The 17,885-nt window shown below is 41.5% G+C and carries 16 protein-coding genes; 7 read left to right on the forward strand and 9 right to left on the reverse strand.

Translation table 11 applies throughout. From position 1 onward, the window contains the following. Window positions 1-166: 166 nt before the first annotated feature. The 5 genes from MSG37_RS10090 to MSG37_RS10110 form a co-directional block, all read right to left on the reverse strand. Complete coding sequence (locus MSG37_RS10090) at window positions 167-583, reverse strand: CBS domain-containing protein (protein ID WP_248470544.1); 417 nt, start codon at window positions 581-583, stop codon at window positions 167-169. Between the two features lie 68 nt (window positions 584-651). After that, window positions 652-1,665, reverse strand: a complete 1,014-nt coding sequence (locus MSG37_RS10095; RefSeq protein WP_248470545.1) for a GGDEF domain-containing protein — start codon at window positions 1,663-1,665, stop codon at window positions 652-654. A gap of 360 nt (window positions 1,666-2,025) precedes the next feature. Beyond that, complete coding sequence (gpt, locus tag MSG37_RS10100) at window positions 2,026-2,481, reverse strand: xanthine phosphoribosyltransferase (RefSeq protein WP_248470546.1); 456 nt, start codon at window positions 2,479-2,481, stop codon at window positions 2,026-2,028. A 266-nt stretch (window positions 2,482-2,747) separates the two neighbouring features. Continuing rightward, window positions 2,748-3,083 (reverse strand): hypothetical protein, encoded by a 336-nt coding sequence (locus MSG37_RS10105; RefSeq protein ID WP_248470548.1) that lies wholly within the window; start codon window positions 3,081-3,083, stop codon window positions 2,748-2,750. 259 nt (window positions 3,084-3,342) lie between these two features. Continuing rightward, complete coding sequence (locus MSG37_RS10110) at window positions 3,343-4,395, reverse strand: isoaspartyl peptidase/L-asparaginase (protein ID WP_248470696.1); 1,053 nt, start codon at window positions 4,393-4,395, stop codon at window positions 3,343-3,345. Between the two features lie 208 nt (window positions 4,396-4,603). On the opposite strand from MSG37_RS10110, the gene MSG37_RS10115 reads away from it, so the two are divergent. Both MSG37_RS10115 and MSG37_RS10120 read left to right on the forward strand, forming a co-directional pair. Next, window positions 4,604-6,394 carry an autotransporter assembly complex family protein gene (locus tag MSG37_RS10115; RefSeq protein WP_248470549.1) on the forward strand — a complete coding sequence of 597 codons (1,791 nt, stop codon included), beginning with the start codon at window positions 4,604-4,606 and terminating at the stop codon, window positions 6,392-6,394. Further along, on the forward strand, window positions 6,391-10,434 hold the full coding sequence (locus MSG37_RS10120; protein ID WP_248470551.1) for a translocation/assembly module TamB domain-containing protein: 4,044 nt from the start codon (window positions 6,391-6,393) through the stop codon (window positions 10,432-10,434). The genes MSG37_RS10115 and MSG37_RS10120 overlap by 4 nt, the downstream gene beginning before the upstream one ends. Before the next feature lie 238 nt (window positions 10,435-10,672). On the opposite strand, the gene fadR is transcribed toward MSG37_RS10120, so the two are convergent. Then, a complete protein-coding gene (fadR, locus tag MSG37_RS10125) occupies window positions 10,673-11,392 on the reverse strand; it encodes a fatty acid metabolism transcriptional regulator FadR (protein WP_248470552.1) in 720 nt (239 codons plus the stop codon). 301 nt (window positions 11,393-11,693) lie between these two features. Between fadR and nhaB the strand changes: the two genes are divergently transcribed. Together nhaB and dsbB are read left to right on the forward strand one after the other, a co-directional pair. After that, the gene (gene nhaB, locus MSG37_RS10130; RefSeq protein WP_248470554.1) at window positions 11,694-13,280 is read left to right on the forward strand and encodes a sodium/proton antiporter NhaB; all 1,587 of its coding nucleotides are present in this window, start codon (window positions 11,694-11,696) and stop codon (window positions 13,278-13,280) included. Between the two features lie 91 nt (window positions 13,281-13,371). Next, the gene (dsbB, locus tag MSG37_RS10135) at window positions 13,372-13,881 is read left to right on the forward strand and encodes a disulfide bond formation protein DsbB (RefSeq protein WP_248470555.1); all 510 of its coding nucleotides are present in this window, start codon (window positions 13,372-13,374) and stop codon (window positions 13,879-13,881) included. Window positions 13,882-13,965: 84 nt separating this feature from the next. On the opposite strand, the gene MSG37_RS10140 is transcribed toward dsbB, so the two are convergent. The 3 genes from MSG37_RS10140 to MSG37_RS10150 form a co-directional block, all read right to left on the reverse strand. Continuing rightward, on the reverse strand, window positions 13,966-14,406 hold the full coding sequence (locus MSG37_RS10140) for a YcgN family cysteine cluster protein (RefSeq protein ID WP_248470556.1): 441 nt from the start codon (window positions 14,404-14,406) through the stop codon (window positions 13,966-13,968). A 229-nt stretch (window positions 14,407-14,635) separates the two neighbouring features. Then, window positions 14,636-15,631 (reverse strand): lytic murein transglycosylase, encoded by a 996-nt coding sequence (locus MSG37_RS10145; protein ID WP_248470558.1) that lies wholly within the window; start codon window positions 15,629-15,631, stop codon window positions 14,636-14,638. A gap of 40 nt (window positions 15,632-15,671) precedes the next feature. Beyond that, the gene (locus tag MSG37_RS10150; RefSeq protein WP_248470697.1) at window positions 15,672-15,953 is read right to left on the reverse strand and encodes a YcgL domain-containing protein; all 282 of its coding nucleotides are present in this window, start codon (window positions 15,951-15,953) and stop codon (window positions 15,672-15,674) included. A gap of 120 nt (window positions 15,954-16,073) precedes the next feature. Between MSG37_RS10150 and minC the strand changes: the two genes are divergently transcribed. Genes minC through minE form a run of 3 tightly spaced genes read left to right on the forward strand, consistent with a single transcriptional unit; the run spans window position 16,074 to window position 17,841 of the window. Beyond that, a complete protein-coding gene (gene minC, locus MSG37_RS10155) occupies window positions 16,074-16,739 on the forward strand; it encodes a septum site-determining protein MinC (protein ID WP_248470559.1) in 666 nt (221 codons plus the stop codon). A gap of 29 nt (window positions 16,740-16,768) precedes the next feature. Beyond that, window positions 16,769-17,578: a septum site-determining protein MinD gene (minD, locus tag MSG37_RS10160; protein WP_248470560.1), complete on the forward strand. Its 810-nt coding sequence runs from the start codon at window positions 16,769-16,771 to the stop codon at window positions 17,576-17,578. A 2-nt stretch (window positions 17,579-17,580) separates the two neighbouring features. Next, entirely contained in the window at window positions 17,581-17,841 is a 261-nt protein-coding gene (gene minE / locus MSG37_RS10165) for a cell division topological specificity factor MinE (protein WP_248470561.1), read from the forward strand. Window positions 17,842-17,885: the final 44 nt, after the last annotated feature.

The following is a 17,885-nucleotide window of genomic DNA, read 5'->3' on the forward strand; positions in this document are numbered from 1 at the left end:
TTAACCCAAGGTGTTCAGTGATTAAAACGTAGTTTTGCTGGTTTAACCCGCACAAAAAACACAAAAATGCATTCACTGCCCTTTTGTGCCTTTTGCTGTTGCTAATATTGTTTAACTTAACCTGCGATTAAATAAATACGCTTGCTATCCAGCTACATGTTGTAAGCTAAGCAGGCGTTAAATAACACTGCTGCATATAGGTGTTAATGGCTTGCAGTACATTGGTTCGATTTATTGTACCGACAACTTTACCCTCTTCAACAACTGGGTAAACCTTAGGCTTAGGGCCAAGCATCTGTTCTGCAAGCTGCAGTACACTGCTACTGGGGGTGACTGACAACACATCGGTGCGCATACAATCTTTGACTATTGCGGTTAAATCACAGTGATAACTACTTTTAAGCATTGCCGCTAAACAATCTTGCTGCGATAAAAAACCCACTAAAGAACCGTCAGCTTCTACCACTGGGGCGCCGAGCTTTTTATTATCCAGCAGCTTTTCTACTGCCGTGGCCAGTGACATGGTTGGCGATAACAATACAGGTTGACGATCCATATGCTCTTGTACGTTTATTGAATCCATTTCGTTCCCCTATTTAGTGTCTCTTTGTTAGTTTAGCTAAGAATTAACAACATAGGCGGGGAAATAAGCTAACTCTGTGGCTGTTGATCTTCATATACAATAACGTTTCGCCCCTGACTTTTAGCATGATACAAATGTTTATCCGCCACTTTTAACAACTCCGATTGTAACATTTGATTTTTATGTAAAGCCAAGCCACCGCTAACTGTTACATTGACCATTTGCCTATCGTATTCGATTTGCAACAGCGCAACGCGAGCTCTTATCTTTTCAGAACGTACCAGTGCATCTTCTAACACGTTCGTATCTAACCAAATACAAAACTCTTCACCACCGATACGAAAAACTCGGCTTTCATCTATCAATGCCTTAAAACAGTTAGCCACAGTTAACAACACCCTATCTCCAGTATCGTGACCATAGTTATCATTAATTGATTTAAAGTAATCTAGATCAAGCAACAACAGATACTCTCCGACATGGTCATTAAACCCTTCAGAAAAAGCCAATCGGTTATTAATTTTAGTAAGCGAGTCACTGTGAGCAAGCTTAATCAATGAATCATGAGCACTTGCTCTACTGAGTTCATAGTAATGAGAAACTGTCCAGATGCAGGTATAACAGAACAGAAAGTTGATCATCACAGGTTCAATATCAAACTCTCTGAGGAAGGTTAATTTATAAAACAGTATCGAACCAATGGAGACAAATACAAATAACGAGACTCGAAAAGCAAGCCGTTTTCCAAGGAGTAAATAAGAGATAGTTGGGAAGGAAAAGGCCCAAATGAAGAGTGCGTCATTCAATGGAAAGCTATAAGTTCCAAAAACGATTAAAAAAGCCAAGAATAGTAAATAGACGTAGAGTTTATTAATGCTGTAATTGTTCTTTTTGCTGTTATTCCAAAAAACGTCAAATGAAAAAGCGGCAAAAATAAGCTCTAAAGCAGCAAAAGCGTAAGCTTGATGATAAACAATATTAAAAATTGCAAAACAGATCGCTGCAATAAAGAGTATAAAACTTAATGACGCAAGTACTTTTGAGCGTATTTTATTGGTTAGATCTAAGCCGTTACCATCCATCTTTATCGCCCTGACAGTATTACTTTTAGAGTAATAATATCAATCTTACACAACCGTAACAAGCTGTTAAACTCTTGATAATTGAATAAAATCAGCTTAAAACACGTACTATTGATTAAGAATAAACTAATAATTTGGGCAAAAAGGCCAAATGGTTATAACTGCTCATTAAACATTGTAACTAAGTGAATTGAATTATCTAAAAACGAATATTAGCTCAACTGGCAAGGATGAGCTTAACCACTTGATATAAAAAGGCTTTTAATAATCCTGCGTTTCTGACGAATAAATTAGTGACAAAAAAACCGAATAGCGGACTATTCGGTTTTCATTTTCACCTTAAAATTGTAATTTAGGCGATTACTTACAAAGTGGCTCTCTAAAGCTAACACCTGTATCCCATGGCTGTTCAATCCAAGTATCTTGCGGGATATCAACAATGTAGTCATCCACTAATGGCTTACCAGCAGGCTTAGCACACACAGTAACGAATTTAGCCTTAGGGTAGATTTCACGTACGATTTTAGCCGTTGAGCCGCTGTCGACTAAGTCATCAATAACGATAAAGCCTTCACCGTCGCCAGGTGCCTGCTTGATGATTTTAGTTTCACGTTGGTGATCGTGATCATAACTTGAAATACAGATGGTATCGACATTACGAATGCCTAGCTCACGCGCTAGAATAGCTGCAGGAACAAGTCCACCGCGGCTTACAGCAATAATGCCTTGCCATTGCTGGGCAGGTAGTAAACGTTCTGCCAATTCACGGGTGTAACCTTGCATTTGATCCCAAGTGATCAGAAATTTTTTGCTCATGTGCAACCTTTTTATGCGTGTACGCTTTTTTGAGGGGGAAGAGATTGCGCGGCATTTTGGCTTTTTATTCATAGTCATACAAATAAATATTAGTGAGCTATTTCACAAATTTTGATTAACTGCTTATTGAGTATGCCTGTTATATTCTTGCTGAGAACTTGAGGTTAAATTATCGGTTTGTTTTTATGAACAAAACTTGCTGTTTTTGTTGAAACAGCAAGTTTGCTAGCTTTAAAAGTGGTTTGTGCCTGCCGGGCTTCAAAGCGTTAAACAACTTCAACCGCCAGGGTTTGTGCTTTTAACTGCTGAAACTTTTCTAGTACTCCATTACGCACTAAACCTCGTTTAACGTTAGTGCATAGTTTGCCAAATTGACGTATTTCATCAAATTGAGGCGTTCTGCCATTTGCAATTGCACTCTCCCAATAACTCAATTCACCATCAACTAGCTCTAATAGTTTTTTCGGGCAGCCAATACAGCTTCCATCAGGTCCACAAGCAAATGTTTCCGACTCATAAAGCGGCAACTCTTGTTTTACCTGCTCAATAATTTGCAACATGGCAGTGGCTCTATCAGGCTTTTTGCTAACAAGATTACTCATGGTTGCAGCCGAACTTTTGTCAGAACTTGCTAAGTCAGCGTTTAGATTAAGGGTTGGCTTGTTCATCAATACAATGGGTAATGGCTTAATAGGCGTCCATTATATAACGTTTTCCCACTGTGCATTAGTGAATAATAATTTACCTAGTGTTCTGATGATTTAGTAGCGTTATATAAAACCAAAAACCGCACTAGTTGCTAGCGCGGTTTTATATCGCTCAAAAATAGCCAAGATACAGCTAAAACAGCTGCTAAAAGCCTTACAAGTCTGACCAAATCATCACTTGAGCAGGCTCATTATTCTTGCGAGTTGCACGGTACATTCCTTCAGTATTGAACGGTGTTGCAATGTTGCCACGCTGATCAATGGCAATCACGCCCCCAGTGCCACCAGCCGTGATTAGTCGCTGGTTAATCACTTCATCTGCCGCTTGGATAATCGATTTGTTTTGATACTTTACTTTTGCGCAAATATCACCGGCCACATGATAACGTATAAAGTACTCTCCGTGGCCTGTGGCAGAAACGGCACAAACCCCATTCTCAGCATAAGTACCTGCGCCAATTACCGGTGAATCGCCTATACGGCCAAAACGCTTTGCCGTCATGCCACCTGTTGATGTGCCTGCTGCAAGGTTGCCATCTTTATCTAATGCTACCGCTCCTACAGTGCCAAACTTGTAGTCAAACTCACTGTATTCCAGTGCGCTTTGCTTATAGTTATGGCCTACTCCGTTACTTGCTTGATAGTCAGCGTTAGATTCAGTTTTACGGATCTTTTCCTTAGCGGTTTTTAACTGCTGATAGCGATTGTCTGTATCAAAGTGAGCCGCAGGCACTAACTTATAACCTTGAGTAAGCGCGAACTCCTCAGCACCTTGACCAGATAGCATTACGTGTGGCGATTTTTCCATTACAGTGATAGCCAGATCTATCGGGTTCTTAATATGTTTTACACCAGCGACAGCACCTGCATTCATGGTTTTGCCATCCATAATCGATGCATCTAACTCATGAGCGCCATCAAAGGTATAAACCGCACCAAGTCCTGCATTAAATAGTGGGCTATCTTCTAAGATATTGATAGAGGCTTTTACCGCATCTAGGCTATCACCGCCCTTAGCTAGAATTTTATAACCAGCATCGACGGCTTCTTGCAGTTTGGCTCTGTATGCTTGTTGTTGCTCAGCAGTTAGATTGGCTTTTGAAATCGTCCCCGCACCGCCATGAATTGCAATCGAGAATGGCTTGTCATCTGCCACTGCATTAACTGACAAACCTGTAGATAAAACGACCAAAAACGCAGTACTCAATGCTCTATAATTCACAAACCGTATCCTAGTTCTATTTATTTGCCTTCTTTGTAACCATTTTCAACCATAATTACAATCAGCAACTTGCTTGAACTCCCGATTCTGGTGACAATAGGTCGTCTTAATGAAACCAATAATAAGAGTCTGATTTTTGTTGATAAGTTTGTTTCGATTACTAGTCTCAATTTTATTACTTGCCAGTTTATCTATGGCAACATTTTCCGTTCGAGCAGACGATTGGTTAAGCATCAATATTAAAGGTGTTAAAGGGGCATTAGCGACCAATATTAAAGCCCACTTAGGCAGCCTACCTGAGTCAAGTGTGCAGCGCAGAGCTTTTATTTTTAACGCTGAAGACAACATCGAAGCCGCTATGCACTCAATGGGCTATTACCATAGTAAGGTCACTCAAGATGTTATCAATAATGGCGACGAGCCATGGCGCCTCAACTTAACTATCACACCTGGTGAGCCGACGCTAATAAGCTGGATAGATATTCAAGTTAAAGGCGAAATGCAAACCGATCCACTGTTTGAAAAATGGTTAAGTCAATTAACGATTCGACCAGGCGATAGGCTCAACCATGGCGTATATGACGACATAAAATCCCAACTACTGACCCTAGCCCTTGCTCGAGGCTATTTTGACGGTAAATTTGACCTTGCTGAAATCGTGGTGGACCGCGACTTTAATACTGCCAAAATCGCTTTATATTATGACTCTGGTCAACGTTATCATATTGGTGAAGTGACCTTTACTGGCCACACTCTAGAACCTGAGATTCTTGATGAGTTAGTGCCTTTTAAACTTGATGCCCCATACAGCACAGGTAACCTTGGCCAACTTAACCGCCAACTATTAGATACAGGATATTTTTCCAACATCAAAGTATTGCCTTTAGTCGAACAGGTCGAAGGACTACAAGTTCCGATCCGAGTTGAACTGAGCCCAAGGCCAAATCATTCAATTGAATTAGGTTTAGGTGCTGATATTGGTAATACAGTGGATAACAAGCTTGAACCTCGCGTACGAGTCACTTGGCGAACACCCCAAATCAACAAATATGGTCACTCTCAAGAAACAACCGCTGAGTGGTCACCAGACAAACCCAAGTTTTTGACCACTTATACCATTCCTTTAACTCATCCACTTGATGATCAGTTAAAGCTGCGTATTGGTATGCTGCGCGACAAATATGGTGTCACTCAAGTGTACGACAGCGATGAACGCCAATTTAATAATACTGGCCAACTTGAGTCATCAAAAATGTTGTTTGCGGTTATTCGCCAACAAAGACTACAAAGCAAATGGTTATTTAACTATTCGGCGGAAGTAATGAAAGAGAGCTACCAGCAATCAGGCGTTGATTACGATCCTCGCTATGTGTTGTTTGGTACAAGTTTGTCTAAAACCACTCGTGGTGATAACTCACTTGACCCTAAATCGGGCTTCTTTCAGTTTTATAGCCTTGAATATGCCGATCCAAGCTTAGGCTCTGAAGTTAGGCTCGCTCGCTTACAAACCAAATTTAAATGGATTGAGACATTCTTTGATAAGCACAGAATTGTATCGCGTCTCGATATGGCAGCGAACCTAACGAGCAATAACTCTCTTGAAAACATCCCGCCTTCACTACGCTATTTTGCCGGTGGTGATCAAAGCATTCGTGGTTATAGTTACAATGAACTTGGGCCATCAATTGACTCTATCAATGAAGATGGCCAAATCGTACGTGAAGTTGTTGGTGGGCGCTATTTAATGGTCGGCAGTATCGAATATCAATACTATGTCACGCCGACTTGGCGCGTGGCGACATTTATCGATGCAGGTAACGCATTTGATGTAAACCAAATTGAATTAATTACCTCTGTCGGTGCGGGCATTCACTGGATCTCGCCGATTGGACCGGTCAAACTTGATGTAGGTGTTGGTCTGAAAGAGACAGACACAATAAGCAGACCATGGCGCATTCATATCACAATGGGAGCCGAATTATGATAGCTCCTGAAGACAATACAAGCCCAGCAGAAACTAAGGCTAGCCCAAGTAAAATAAGTTACCGTTTACGAATTTGGCGTTGGTTTAAACTTTGCAGCCGCATCGTGATCTATGCGCCCTTACTGCTATTAATCAGCATTGCAGTGTTAATTGGCACCGAGTTTGGCAGCCATATAACCGTAAAGCTTGCCGATATGCTGGTACCAGATCTTGAACTTAACTATAAATCAGGACAAATAAACCGTCAGTTAGAGCTTAACTACGGCGCTTGGCAAATGAATGGCGTTGCAGTTGAAGTCAGCGACCTAGTGCTTGCATGGAACCCAATGTGTTTAATGCAAAAGCAATTATGTGTTGAGCAGTTAGCAAGTTCAAAGGTTAATGTTGAGATTGATACACAACTAATTGGCGCTGATGGTTCAGATGCTGACGTAGTCTCTACGAATCCAGATTTGGCCGAAGATGATCCAAATAACGAGGCTTTAGCTAACGAAGCTTTAACTAATAAGATTGATACTAGCCAACATTTAGCTCATCAAGGAGCTGAAGAAAACCAAGAGATCACCCTTCCCTTCGGCATCACCTTAAATAGTGGCGAGCTTAAAAATGTAACGGTACGCGTTAATGACATGGACTTTAACGCTAATCAGCTCAATTTAAGTGCTGAATGGTTATCAACCGGGATCCGCGCAAGCTCAATATATTCAGAAGGTTTATTAGTTTCTATTCCATTTACCGACGCTGAAAGCAGTCCTAAAGCGGAACCTGTTGCCGCTACAAAAGCTCCACTAAACACATCTGAACCCACTGCTGTTGCTGATGAAAAGCAAACAACTAACAACCAACAAACAGATAGTAAATCCCACGATGAGCTACAGGACTGGGCGATGGCAAACTTACCTGAAGTCTTTATGCCTATTCCAGTATTTGTTGAAACATTAAACATCGACAATGGTGAGCTAATTCTTGGCCCACGAAAAGATAATTTCAGTTACCTCCATTTAAGCGGCAGTTACCAGCAATTTCTTATCAATATCGACGATTTTAAAGCAAAACATACTTATGGCGATGCGAGTTTAGCTGGCCAAATGTCGCTAATTGATGACTACCCCATGGATATAAAAGCAAACTTTAAATTGGCAAAAGTTGCTGAAGTCCCTGAACTTGAAAACCAAAATCTAGACATCAGCATAAGCCAAGGATTTAAGCAGCTTAGAAGCCAGATTAGAGGTAGTGGTCAGTTTGAATTTAATCTCGACTCGAGCATCGAACTTGCTAAACCGCAGATCCCTTATACGATAAATTTAAGCGCTAACAAATTACAGTGGCCACTAAAGCAAGCCGACTATGTAGCGCAGAATATTAAGTTTGAAAGTGATGGTGATTTACAAAAGCAAAATGTATCGCTGCAAACCTTGTTTTCGTCACCGTATCAGCCGCCTATTGATCTAGATAGTCAATTCAGTCATCAAAGTAGCCGTTTTGATTTCAGCAAACTACATGCAGCAAACAGCAAGCTTGGTGAAGTAATATTACAAGGCTCACTTGTGTATGGTGAAAAACTAGCCTGGAATGCCAAAGTTGCTGCACAAAACCTTGATATCAGCCTGCTGACCTTTTCCAAAGATAGTCCGCTACCAACAAGTGATATCACAGGCCCACTCGATACGAATGGTCAAGTCACCTTAAACGATAGTAGTTGGGCTATTGCGATCAGTAATGCCAAATTAAACGGCCATGTGATGCACTACCCACTTGAAGTTGATGGCGATCTATCACTTAACCATAAGTGGTATCTCAGCTCAAAAGGATTAAATGTAAATGCGCTGCAAAGCCGCTTATACGTCAAAGGCACAGTAGATAAACAGTGGGCGCTAAATGGACAATTGACCGTTCCGGATCTTAGCTTGTGGCAGGCGCAATCAAATGGCTCCGTCAATGCTGATATTGCAGTGTCTGGCGAAAATGACCATCCAGATCTCGCGGTTAACCTAACAGCCCGCGACCTACAGTTGTTGGCGATGGAGCTAAGTAGTCTAAGGTTAACCGGTAACTATAAGCCCTTTGATAATCACGGCTTTAATGCCGACTTAAACTTGCAAGAGTTTACCTACCAAGATCTTAATTTAGACAGCATGACTTTTTATAGCCAAGGTGATTTAAATAGCCAATCACTTGAGCTTAACTCTGTAGGCGATCTTGCCTTAAACTCTGCAATAAAGAGTCAATATAACGATAAAAAACAACAAATAACAGGTCAAGTTAATCAGCTATCATTGCGTTCTAAGCTAGGTGATATTGCCCTTGATAAACCCATTGAGGCTGAATACTCACTGGCCAAGCAAACTGGTAAGCTACAACCATTTTGCCTATCTCATCGAGATGGCAAATTATGTGCGCAAAACGACACTTTATTAGGCCTTAATGGTAAAGCGAGTCTCGAGTTTAACGGTGATATTGGTAAGTTAATCGAACCTTGGTTGCCGCAAAGTCTTGACTGGAACGGACCTGCCACGCTTAAGTCAAACTTTGAGTGGTTCGCAGATAAAAAACCTATCGGCAATCTAGACCTAAAACTAACTGAAGGTAACATTGATTTTAAGGCGACTAATAATAGTAACGTGACTGTAGGGTATAAATCTGTACAGCTTCAAAGTCAGCTTGATGAAAAACAGCTGCAAACTGCTATCTCTCTCGAATCCCATGAAATTGCCAGCATGGATGCTAACTTAGGCATAAATGTAACTCCAGATAGAACCATGAATGGTCAGTTCTCACTGCATAAAATCAATCTAAAAGCACTAGCGGTATTGGTACCCGAACTTGAAGTATTGGAAGGGGTGATATCAAGTGAATTAAGTGTTGCTGGCAGTTTAAGCGACCCACAGGTCTCTGGTGAAATCGCGTTAAATGACGGTGCTATTATGGCAACGGCTAACCCTACTCTGCTTGAAGATATCGACCTTGACTTCATCTTTGCCGGTAAAAAAGCGCAAATAGACGGCCAACTAAAAATGGGCGAAGGCCTCGCCTATGTAGATGGGCAATTAGATTGGGCGCAACAGAAACTTAAAGGCGCATTTGATATAAAAGGCCAAGATCTTGCAGTTATTCAGCCTCCTCTCGCCATTTTAAATGTCGGCACTGACTTAAAAGTTAAATTTACCGACGAATCCTTTGATGTTACCGGCGATATCAATGTGCCATCGGGCAAAATTACCATAGTCCAGCTTCCAGAAGGCGGTATTGCGGTTTCAAAAGATGTAGTGTTTGAAGACAGCTTGGCCTCCAAGGAAGCCAAAGTGTCCCCATTAGCGGTTTCTGCACAAGTTAACCTCAATGTTGGCGACAACCTGAGAGTCGACGGAATGGGCCTAACAGGTAAGCTACAAGGAAAACTCGAACTCAAACAAGACCCATTTAGACCACCACTCATGTTTGGTGAAATTAAAGTGGTTGATGGCACCTACAAATTTATGGGGCAAACTCTTGAAATTCGTGCCGGTGAAATGCAGTTTATTGGGCCTATCGATGTGCCTAACCTCAATATTGAAGCTGCGCGAGAAATTAAGGATGAAGATGTCATTGCCGGCGTACGTATCACTGGTACGCCGATGAAGCCCATTGTGAACCTATTTTCTAACCCAACCAAAGAGCAGGCAGAAATATTGAATTATATTGTCCGCGGCACAGGTTTAAGCAATAACAGTGTTGATCAAAATAGCGGTTTAATGATGGGCGCAGCATTAACCCTAAGCAGCCAAATTGGCGGCGGTGCAATAGGTAATATCGGCAATACCGCCACAGGGATCATCGAAAAGATTGGTTTTTCAAATGTACAGTTAGACGCCAATGATGACGGCCGCTTTGCGATTAGTGGCTTTATTGGCGATAACTTAATGGTTAAATATGGCGTTGGTGTATTTAATCCAGGCTATGAGATGACAGTAAGGTACTACTTACTATCGCAGCTTTATCTTGAGACTGTTTCAGGCACAATTGAGCAGTCTTTAGATATCTATTATAGCTTTGACCTATAGTTGTCAGTTGAAGTTGTATTTATAGTGGTTAAACATAGCGTATGTTCACATCTTGATTGAACTCATCACAGTTTAAATGATGAGTTCATCATTAACGCTAAATAAGCAAAAGCAGACAGCCCTTCGCCCTTGCTAAACCCAAAAACCATCAAGCAGCAACTTGTATTACTTTACCGTCTCTACAAAGCAGACACAAAAAAGCCATCCCGAGGATGGCTTATTATTTTCAGCTAAGGCATTAATTGTCAGAATGACCCAGCTCTACAGGCATGTCATCGCGTAAGCTCTGCCACATTACGCCACTGTTAATACCGTAAGTACGCATTAAGGCAGGCACATCAGCATAATTTTTCGCAATCGCTAATTGCTGCAACTCTTTATAAAACTCCATTGCTAAAGCGCGTGCTTCGGCACTAGAGAAATAGTATCGACCTACTCTGCTATACAAGCCTTTAAAGCCGTTAAGAATTAACACGTATAACGGATTTCCTGATGAAAACGCTAAGGTGTGCTGTAATTGATAGTCAAATTCAGCATAAGCAAGCGCGGTATCTTCAAGTTCATCCAGTTGAGATAACGCAGCAACCGCTTCTTCAGGGTTATTGCGAATCGCGCCTCTAAAATAGATAGCACTGACACTGCTTCTTGCTGAAAGCAATTGGTCAACCAGTTCAGGGAAACCGTCTGGGTTAAGTTCGGCAATCGTCTCAAGAATATTCAGACCCGAAGTTTCCCAGAAATTATTAACCCGGGTAGGTTTACCATGTTGAATAGTCAGCCAACCATCACGCGCTAAGCGCTGTAGCACTTCACGTAAGGTTGTGCGGGTGACACCGATTAATTCTGATAACTCGCGCTCTGCAGGGAGAATAGAGCCTGGAGGAAACTTATTTTCCCATATGGATCGTACAATATACTTCTCTGCAAAACTTGCAGGGCCTTTGGCATTGATGATCATGAGCCTACTCTATCCAATTATTAGTGTTGTTCTTTGACAGATCATACCAGAGCAGGAAAAAATGAAAACTAAAACCGCGTTAATTGATAGCGACTAAATACAGAAAACAGTTAGACCGCTCACTTTTTGCGCTAACAGCCCATTTTAAATCACATTTATTTGATATAGATAGCTGTTTCGCCATTATGGGCTTTTTAAGTTTTCAAAAAGGTTCTATCTTTAGCATCGGCTTAATTATAGCTTGTAGCAAATTCCATTAATGCTTTGTTATTAGCAAATATATATAAATAGAGAGGATTCCATGCCTGTGACAATGAGTCGGGCGTTTCTTGACAACTTCTTAGGTAATTCACCAAAGTGGTTCAAACTCGCGATCATATCGTTTTTAGTGATCAACCCAATCGTATTTTACTTTAATCCGTTTGTGGCTGGCTGGCTGTTAGTTGTTGAATTTATCTTCACTCTTGCTATGGCCCTTAAATGCTACCCACTGCAACCTGGTGGTTTATTAGCGATTGAGGCAGTTGCTATTGGCATGACATCGCCAAGCCAAGTGCTGCATGAGATTGAAGCAAACCTTGAAGTAGTTCTACTACTAGTCTTCATGGTTGCTGGTATTTACTTCATGAAGCAATTGCTTCTATTTGTATTTACTAAGATGATCACTAAAGTGCGCTCAAAAGTAGCAGTCTCTTTATTGTTCTGTATGGCTTCAGCATTTCTGTCTGCATTCTTAGATGCGTTAACTGTTATCGCGGTTATCATCACAGTTGCTGTAGGTTTCTACTCTATCTATCACAAAGTTGCATCAGGCAAGAGCTTTGCCGAAAGCCATGACCACACTTCTGATGGTCAAAATCAGCTATGTGAAGAAGAATTAGAATCTTTCCGTGGTTTCTTACGTAATCTACTTATGCATGCCGGTGTTGGTACTGCATTAGGTGGTGTTTGTACCATGGTTGGTGAACCACAAAACCTAATTATTGCGGCTCAAGCAAACTGGCAGTTCGCTGAATTTGCTATCCGTATGTCTCCAGTAACTGTTCCAGTATTCTTTGCTGGTATTACTACCTGTTTCTTAGTTGAGAAATTCAAGGTATTTGGTTACGGCCAGCAACTACCAGAAGCGGTTCATAAAATCCTTTCTGACTACGATGCTCATGAAGATGCAAACCGCACCAAACATGACAAAGTTAAACTGCTAATCCAAGCTGTCATTGGTGTGTGGTTAATCGCAGGTCTTGCGCTACATTTGGCTTCAGTAGGTCTAATCGGTCTATCTGTAATCATTCTAGCGACTGCATTTAACGGTATCACTAACGAACACGCACTAGGTAAAGCTTTTGAAGAAGCGCTACCGTTTACTGCGCTATTAGCAGTATTCTTCGCTATCGTTGCAGTAATTATTGACCAGCAGTTATTTGCACCTGTCATTCAGTGGGCACTAAGCTACGAAGGTAACACTCAGTTAGTTATTTTCTATATTGCTAACGGTCTACTTTCAATGGTGAGCGATAACGTATTCGTGGGTACGGTTTACATTAACGAAGTGAAAGCTGCACTTCTAAATGGCCAAATTACTCGTGATCAGTTCGACCTATTAGCAGTAGCAATCAACACTGGTACTAACCTACCATCAGTTGCTACGCCTAACGGTCAAGCAGCATTCCTATTCTTGCTAACTTCTGCAATCGCTCCACTCATCCGTCTGTCTTACGGCAGAATGGTGTGGATGGCACTACCTTACACGATCGTTTTATCTATCGTTGGTGTGCTTGCAATTCAGCTAGGTGCGCTAGAACAGATGACGCAATATTTTTATGATACTCAAATGTTAATCCATCACTCTGCTCAAGCAGCTGCAGATGGTGTAGTATCATCACATTGATAAGCTTATCTGAACTATTTTCTAAATAGTTAGTCATAGAAAACGCCCTATTCAATAGGGCGTTTTTTTATTTGCAATGGAGACTTTGTCGTTGAATGCACTAACCAACTTTGCCCACTCGCGCGCCGCCTGGCTGATCCTGATGTCATCGGCTGTAGCACTTGAACTCGCCGCCCTATTCTTTCAATACATTATGGAACTGAGTCCGTGTGTAATGTGTATCTATCAACGCGTAGCGGTATTCGGCTTAGTGTTTGCGGGATTAATTGGCGTGGTTGGCCATAAGTCTCGAATTACACGTGCTATTGGCTTAGCCACATGGGGGATCAGTGCAGGTTGGGGCCTTAAACTCGCAATTGAGTTAGTTGATATGCAAACTAACCCGTCACCTTTTGCAACCTGCTCATACTTACCAGAGTTTCCAAGCTGGCTGCAGCTGCACGAATGGCTGCCATCGGTATTTATGCCTACAGGAATGTGTACGGATATCCCTTGGGAGTTTATGGGTGTGACAATGGGGCAATATATGATTATCGCTTTCGCTGCTTATCTGTTAGCCCTACTCGTATTTATTGTTCCAGCTCTAAAAAAATCCGTTTAGCCAGCAACGTTAAATTAATCCCATAAAAAACGCCCTACCAAATAGGGCGTTTTTATATATATCTTGAGCAAAGCTCACTACAGTTTATTCAACATCTTTCATTGGCCAAAGCACAATGTGATCTTCAATATCTCGAATTTTAGTTTCGCATGTCACCTTACCCGCAACCGACATACCCGCTAAAATCATTGCTTCTTTCGAGCCTGTTTTTAAAGGGTGCCAAGTTGGTAAGTCTCTCCCAACAAATAAACGGCGGTAGGCGCAGCTGTCCGGCAACCAAGTCAAGGATTCAATATTATCAACAGTGACTTTGGTGCAGCTTGGCACAAACTTAAATCGCTCTGAGTAGTTTTGGCAATGACCGGCTTGATTATCGAGTAACTGACACGCTGCATTGGTGTAATATAGCTCTTCGGTTTCATCGTCGATAAGCTTATTCAAACAACACTTACCACAACCATCACATAATGACTCCCACTCTTGAGTATTCATCTGTGCTAAGGTTTTTTCGTTCCAAAATGCCATGTTTACGTCTTCACTCACACCAATCAATTAGCGGCGCATTATACAGGGATGGAGCAATACTGCCCAGCAGACATTACTGCGATATAGCAAGTCCAACACACCATTTTTTGATTTTGTGAGCTTGTTTGAGGTATTAACAAGCCGCTTTTGCCGCGTTAAAAATAGCGACTACCTTGGCCTACTCCAAATTAGGCAGAGTTCAATTTACCAGTAGACTAACGACTATGACTTAAATAATGGCGGGATTTTTAATACGTTCAGATAGATAAACGACTGTAATTGCAAAATAATTAGCATCATTCCAAGTGGTTAATCTGCGGTAATTATCGTAAACCAAGTATTTACGACCACTTTCACCATCAGGCATTACCATTGATATCAACATGTCATCACGCTTGGGTAAGTTTGTACCGTTAAATCGGCGCACACCAAGATTTTGCCAATCGCTAAAGCTCTTTTTAGTATCAAAGCCTGTCAACATGTACTCAAACGATGTAGGCACTTTAACTTGTCGTCCCCAAGTTTGTTCTGCATTCCAGCCTGCTTGCTGTAAAAAGTAAGCTGTTGATGCAAATGCGTCACTTGTGTTGCTCCAAGGCTGCTTTTTGCCATCGCCATCGCCATCTTGTGCGTAGGTCTGATAGTCGTTTGCTCGAAGTATTGACAGCCCCAATTCGCCTTTAGCATTACTTTTAAGATCTGCGTACTTGAGATCCTCTCGCTCAACAATTTCAAGCGCGTTAATGAACTGATCTCGATAAAAGGCTTCATCCTCACCTTTATAAGCCAATGAAGCCGATACCGATAACGCCGGATAATCTGCAGTTGATTGACCAAAGTTAGAATCTACGGCCCAAAGTGCAACGATAAAGCGTGGCTGCACACCGTAGCGCTGACTTATCTCGTTGAGTTGTTGACTGTATTTTTCATAGAAAGCGCGTGTCCAATCAACTTTCGATTGCGACACGGCTTGCGGTAGATAGGTGTCAAGCGTCACCGGGACTGCCTTTGTTTGCGGCAATTGTCCCTGAGCTTTTTTAAACATTTTTATTTTAGGGAAAACATCATCAACTACTCGTTGACTCACGCCGCGCTCAATTGCTTCTTGTTTAAGTAGAGCAATATAGTCACTAAAAGAGCTTTGACTTGGCTCTTGTGCGGTAACAGCTACTGGCATAACACTTAAACAACTAACTAATACTAGTGCTGGTTTTCCTGAAAGCATAAATATCCTTGTAAACACCTTTAATAGCTTATATCACGAATTATTCAGGATTAAAGCCGATGTCTTTTTTATGTTGTTCTAATAAATTAACAACAGGAGGCGGTAACTGTAAATAAAATCCTTTTTCTTTCAGTTCAGATCTCACTTTTTTAATATCGGCAAAGCCTAAATGGTCACGCTTTTCTATTGGCAGCATCATCACTAACTGTGGCTCACCAAACATGGCCATTAATGCTTCAGGAACGCGTTCAAAATCATTACGTTTTTCAACGAAAAGGTAACTTTCAGCCTTTCTAAGGCTTTTATACACTGCACAGATCATATACGACTCAATTTCCAAACTATTCAACTTGCCAGCTAAGGATGCACACTATACCATGGTCCGTTAGGAATATAATGGATATCGGCGTTGCGCTGAACTTTTCTAGAGAGCAATACAGGAATGCAAACACCTAGCCTAGAATTAAAAGGCTCTTCTTTTACTCTTTCTGTACTGCATATCAATAATGATGATATGGCAGTTATAGCAGCTGAGTTAGATGCAAAGCTCGCCATCGCACCTCAATTTTTTATTGGTGCACCTTTAGTGGTAAATCTTAGTGCAATACAAAACGATAATTTTGACATTTTAGGTTTAAAAGAGATTTTAACCAGTCGTCAATTAATCGTTGTGGGTATTACTAGTGCATCTGCAGCGCTAACCAAACACGCAAAAGCAATTGGTTTAGCGATTGTAAAGTCTGGAAAAGAAGCCGCTTCACAACCTCAATTACCTAAAACCACCAAAATCGTTAAGCAAAATGTCCGTTCCGGACAGCAGATTTATGCGCAAAATGCTGATTTGATCATCATAGGTGCAGTAGGTAATGGGGCCGAAGTTATCGCCGATGGCAGTATCCATATATACGGAACATTGCGTGGTAAAGCGATGGCTGGCGCCGCTGGCGACAGAAACGCAGTTATCATGGCACAAAAAATTGAAGCAGAACTGGTATCGATCGCAGGTCAATATTGGTTAACTGAAAATCTTCAGCAAAACGGAGCCGCTCCAAGCGGTTGTATTCGTCTAGAAGGCGAATCGCTTACGGTTGAATCATTGCCTCTGTAAGAGCGCAGATATTGAAAGGATTAGTATAAATGGCGCAAATTATTGTTGTCACATCGGGTAAAGGCGGCGTGGGTAAAACCACTTCTAGTGCTGCAATTGCCACAGGTCTTGCGATGAAAGGCCATAAAACCGTGGTTATCGACTTTGATATTGGTCTACGTAACTTAGACTTAATCATGGGCTGTGAGCGCCGAGTGGTGTATGACTTTGTTAACGTAATCAACGAAGAAGCCAATCTTAATCAGGCACTAATTAAAGACAAACGCACAGCAAACCTTTTCGTATTGCCAGCTTCGCAAACGCGCGACAAAGACGCTTTAACAAAAGAAGGTGTGGGCAAAGTATTAGAAGATCTTGCTAAAGAGTTTGAATACATCATTTGTGACTCACCTGCAGGTATCGAAACTGGCGCAATGATGGCGCTTTACTTTGCTGATGTTGCAATTGTAACCACAAACCCAGAAGTGAGCTCTGTGCGTGATTCAGACCGGATCTTGGGTATGTTACAAAGTAAGTCTAAGCGTGCAGAAGAAGGGTTAGAGCCAGTAAAAGAGTTTTTACTGCTAACTCGCTATTCTCCTGCTCGTGTAACAACCGGTGAAATGCTAAGTGTGCAAGATGTAGAAGAGATCTTAGCGATTCCATTAATCGGCGTGATCCCAGAATCACAAGCCGTATTAAAAGCCTCTAACTCTGGTGTACCTGTGATTATCGACCAAGAAAGCGATGCAGGTATGGCCTACAGTGATGCTGTAGAAAGGTTATTAGGCCAAGAACTGCCTTTCCGATTTCTTACGGAAGAGAAGAAAGGTTTCTTAAAACGAATTTTTGGTAGCTAAATATGTCTTTACTTGATTACTTTAAAACAAATAAAAAGCCCAGTACGGCTGTCACTGCTAAAGAGCGACTGCAAATCATTGTCGCCCACCAGCGTGGAGAGCGTGACGCGCCGGACTATTTCCCACAAATGAAGCAAGAGATCATCGAAGTGATCCGCAAGTATGTTCAAGTAGGACCAGATCAAGTTTCTGTCCAGCTTGATCAAAATGACGAAAACTTGTCAGTACTTGAGTTAAATGTCACGCTTCCAGAGCAAAACTAAAAACCTGTTTAAACTAACGTCCGTTTAAGTAAATAAAAAGCCCG

The organism is Shewanella sp. 1CM18E, assembly GCF_023161665.1.
GTDB lineage: Bacteria > Pseudomonadota > Gammaproteobacteria > Enterobacterales > Shewanellaceae > Shewanella.

Coding starts and splice junctions, on each gene's coding strand:
- MSG37_RS10115 (WP_248470549.1), top strand. CDS start 4,604: ATGGCAACATTTTCCGTTCGAGCAGACGATTGGTTAAGCATCAATATT.
- minE (WP_248470561.1), top strand. CDS start 17,581: ATGTCTTTACTTGATTACTTTAAAACAAATAAAAAGCCCAGTACGGCT.
- MSG37_RS10120 (WP_248470551.1), top strand. CDS start 6,391: ATGATAGCTCCTGAAGACAATACAAGCCCAGCAGAAACTAAGGCTAGC.
- nhaB (WP_248470554.1), top strand. CDS start 11,694: ATGCCTGTGACAATGAGTCGGGCGTTTCTTGACAACTTCTTAGGTAAT.
- MSG37_RS10145 (WP_248470558.1), bottom strand. CDS start 15,631: ATGCTTTCAGGAAAACCAGCACTAGTATTAGTTAGTTGTTTAAGTGTT.
- MSG37_RS10105 (WP_248470548.1), bottom strand. CDS start 3,083: ATGAGTAATCTTGTTAGCAAAAAGCCTGATAGAGCCACTGCCATGTTG.
- fadR (WP_248470552.1), bottom strand. CDS start 11,392: ATGATCATCAATGCCAAAGGCCCTGCAAGTTTTGCAGAGAAGTATATT.
- MSG37_RS10095 (WP_248470545.1), bottom strand. CDS start 1,665: ATGGATGGTAACGGCTTAGATCTAACCAATAAAATACGCTCAAAAGTA.
- minC (WP_248470559.1), top strand. CDS start 16,074: ATGCAAACACCTAGCCTAGAATTAAAAGGCTCTTCTTTTACTCTTTCT.
- minD (WP_248470560.1), top strand. CDS start 16,769: ATGGCGCAAATTATTGTTGTCACATCGGGTAAAGGCGGCGTGGGTAAA.
- MSG37_RS10090 (WP_248470544.1), bottom strand. CDS start 583: ATGGATTCAATAAACGTACAAGAGCATATGGATCGTCAACCTGTATTG.
- MSG37_RS10150 (WP_248470697.1), bottom strand. CDS start 15,953: ATGATCTGTGCAGTGTATAAAAGCCTTAGAAAGGCTGAAAGTTACCTT.
- MSG37_RS10140 (WP_248470556.1), bottom strand. CDS start 14,406: ATGGCATTTTGGAACGAAAAAACCTTAGCACAGATGAATACTCAAGAG.
- gpt (WP_248470546.1), bottom strand. CDS start 2,481: ATGAGCAAAAAATTTCTGATCACTTGGGATCAAATGCAAGGTTACACC.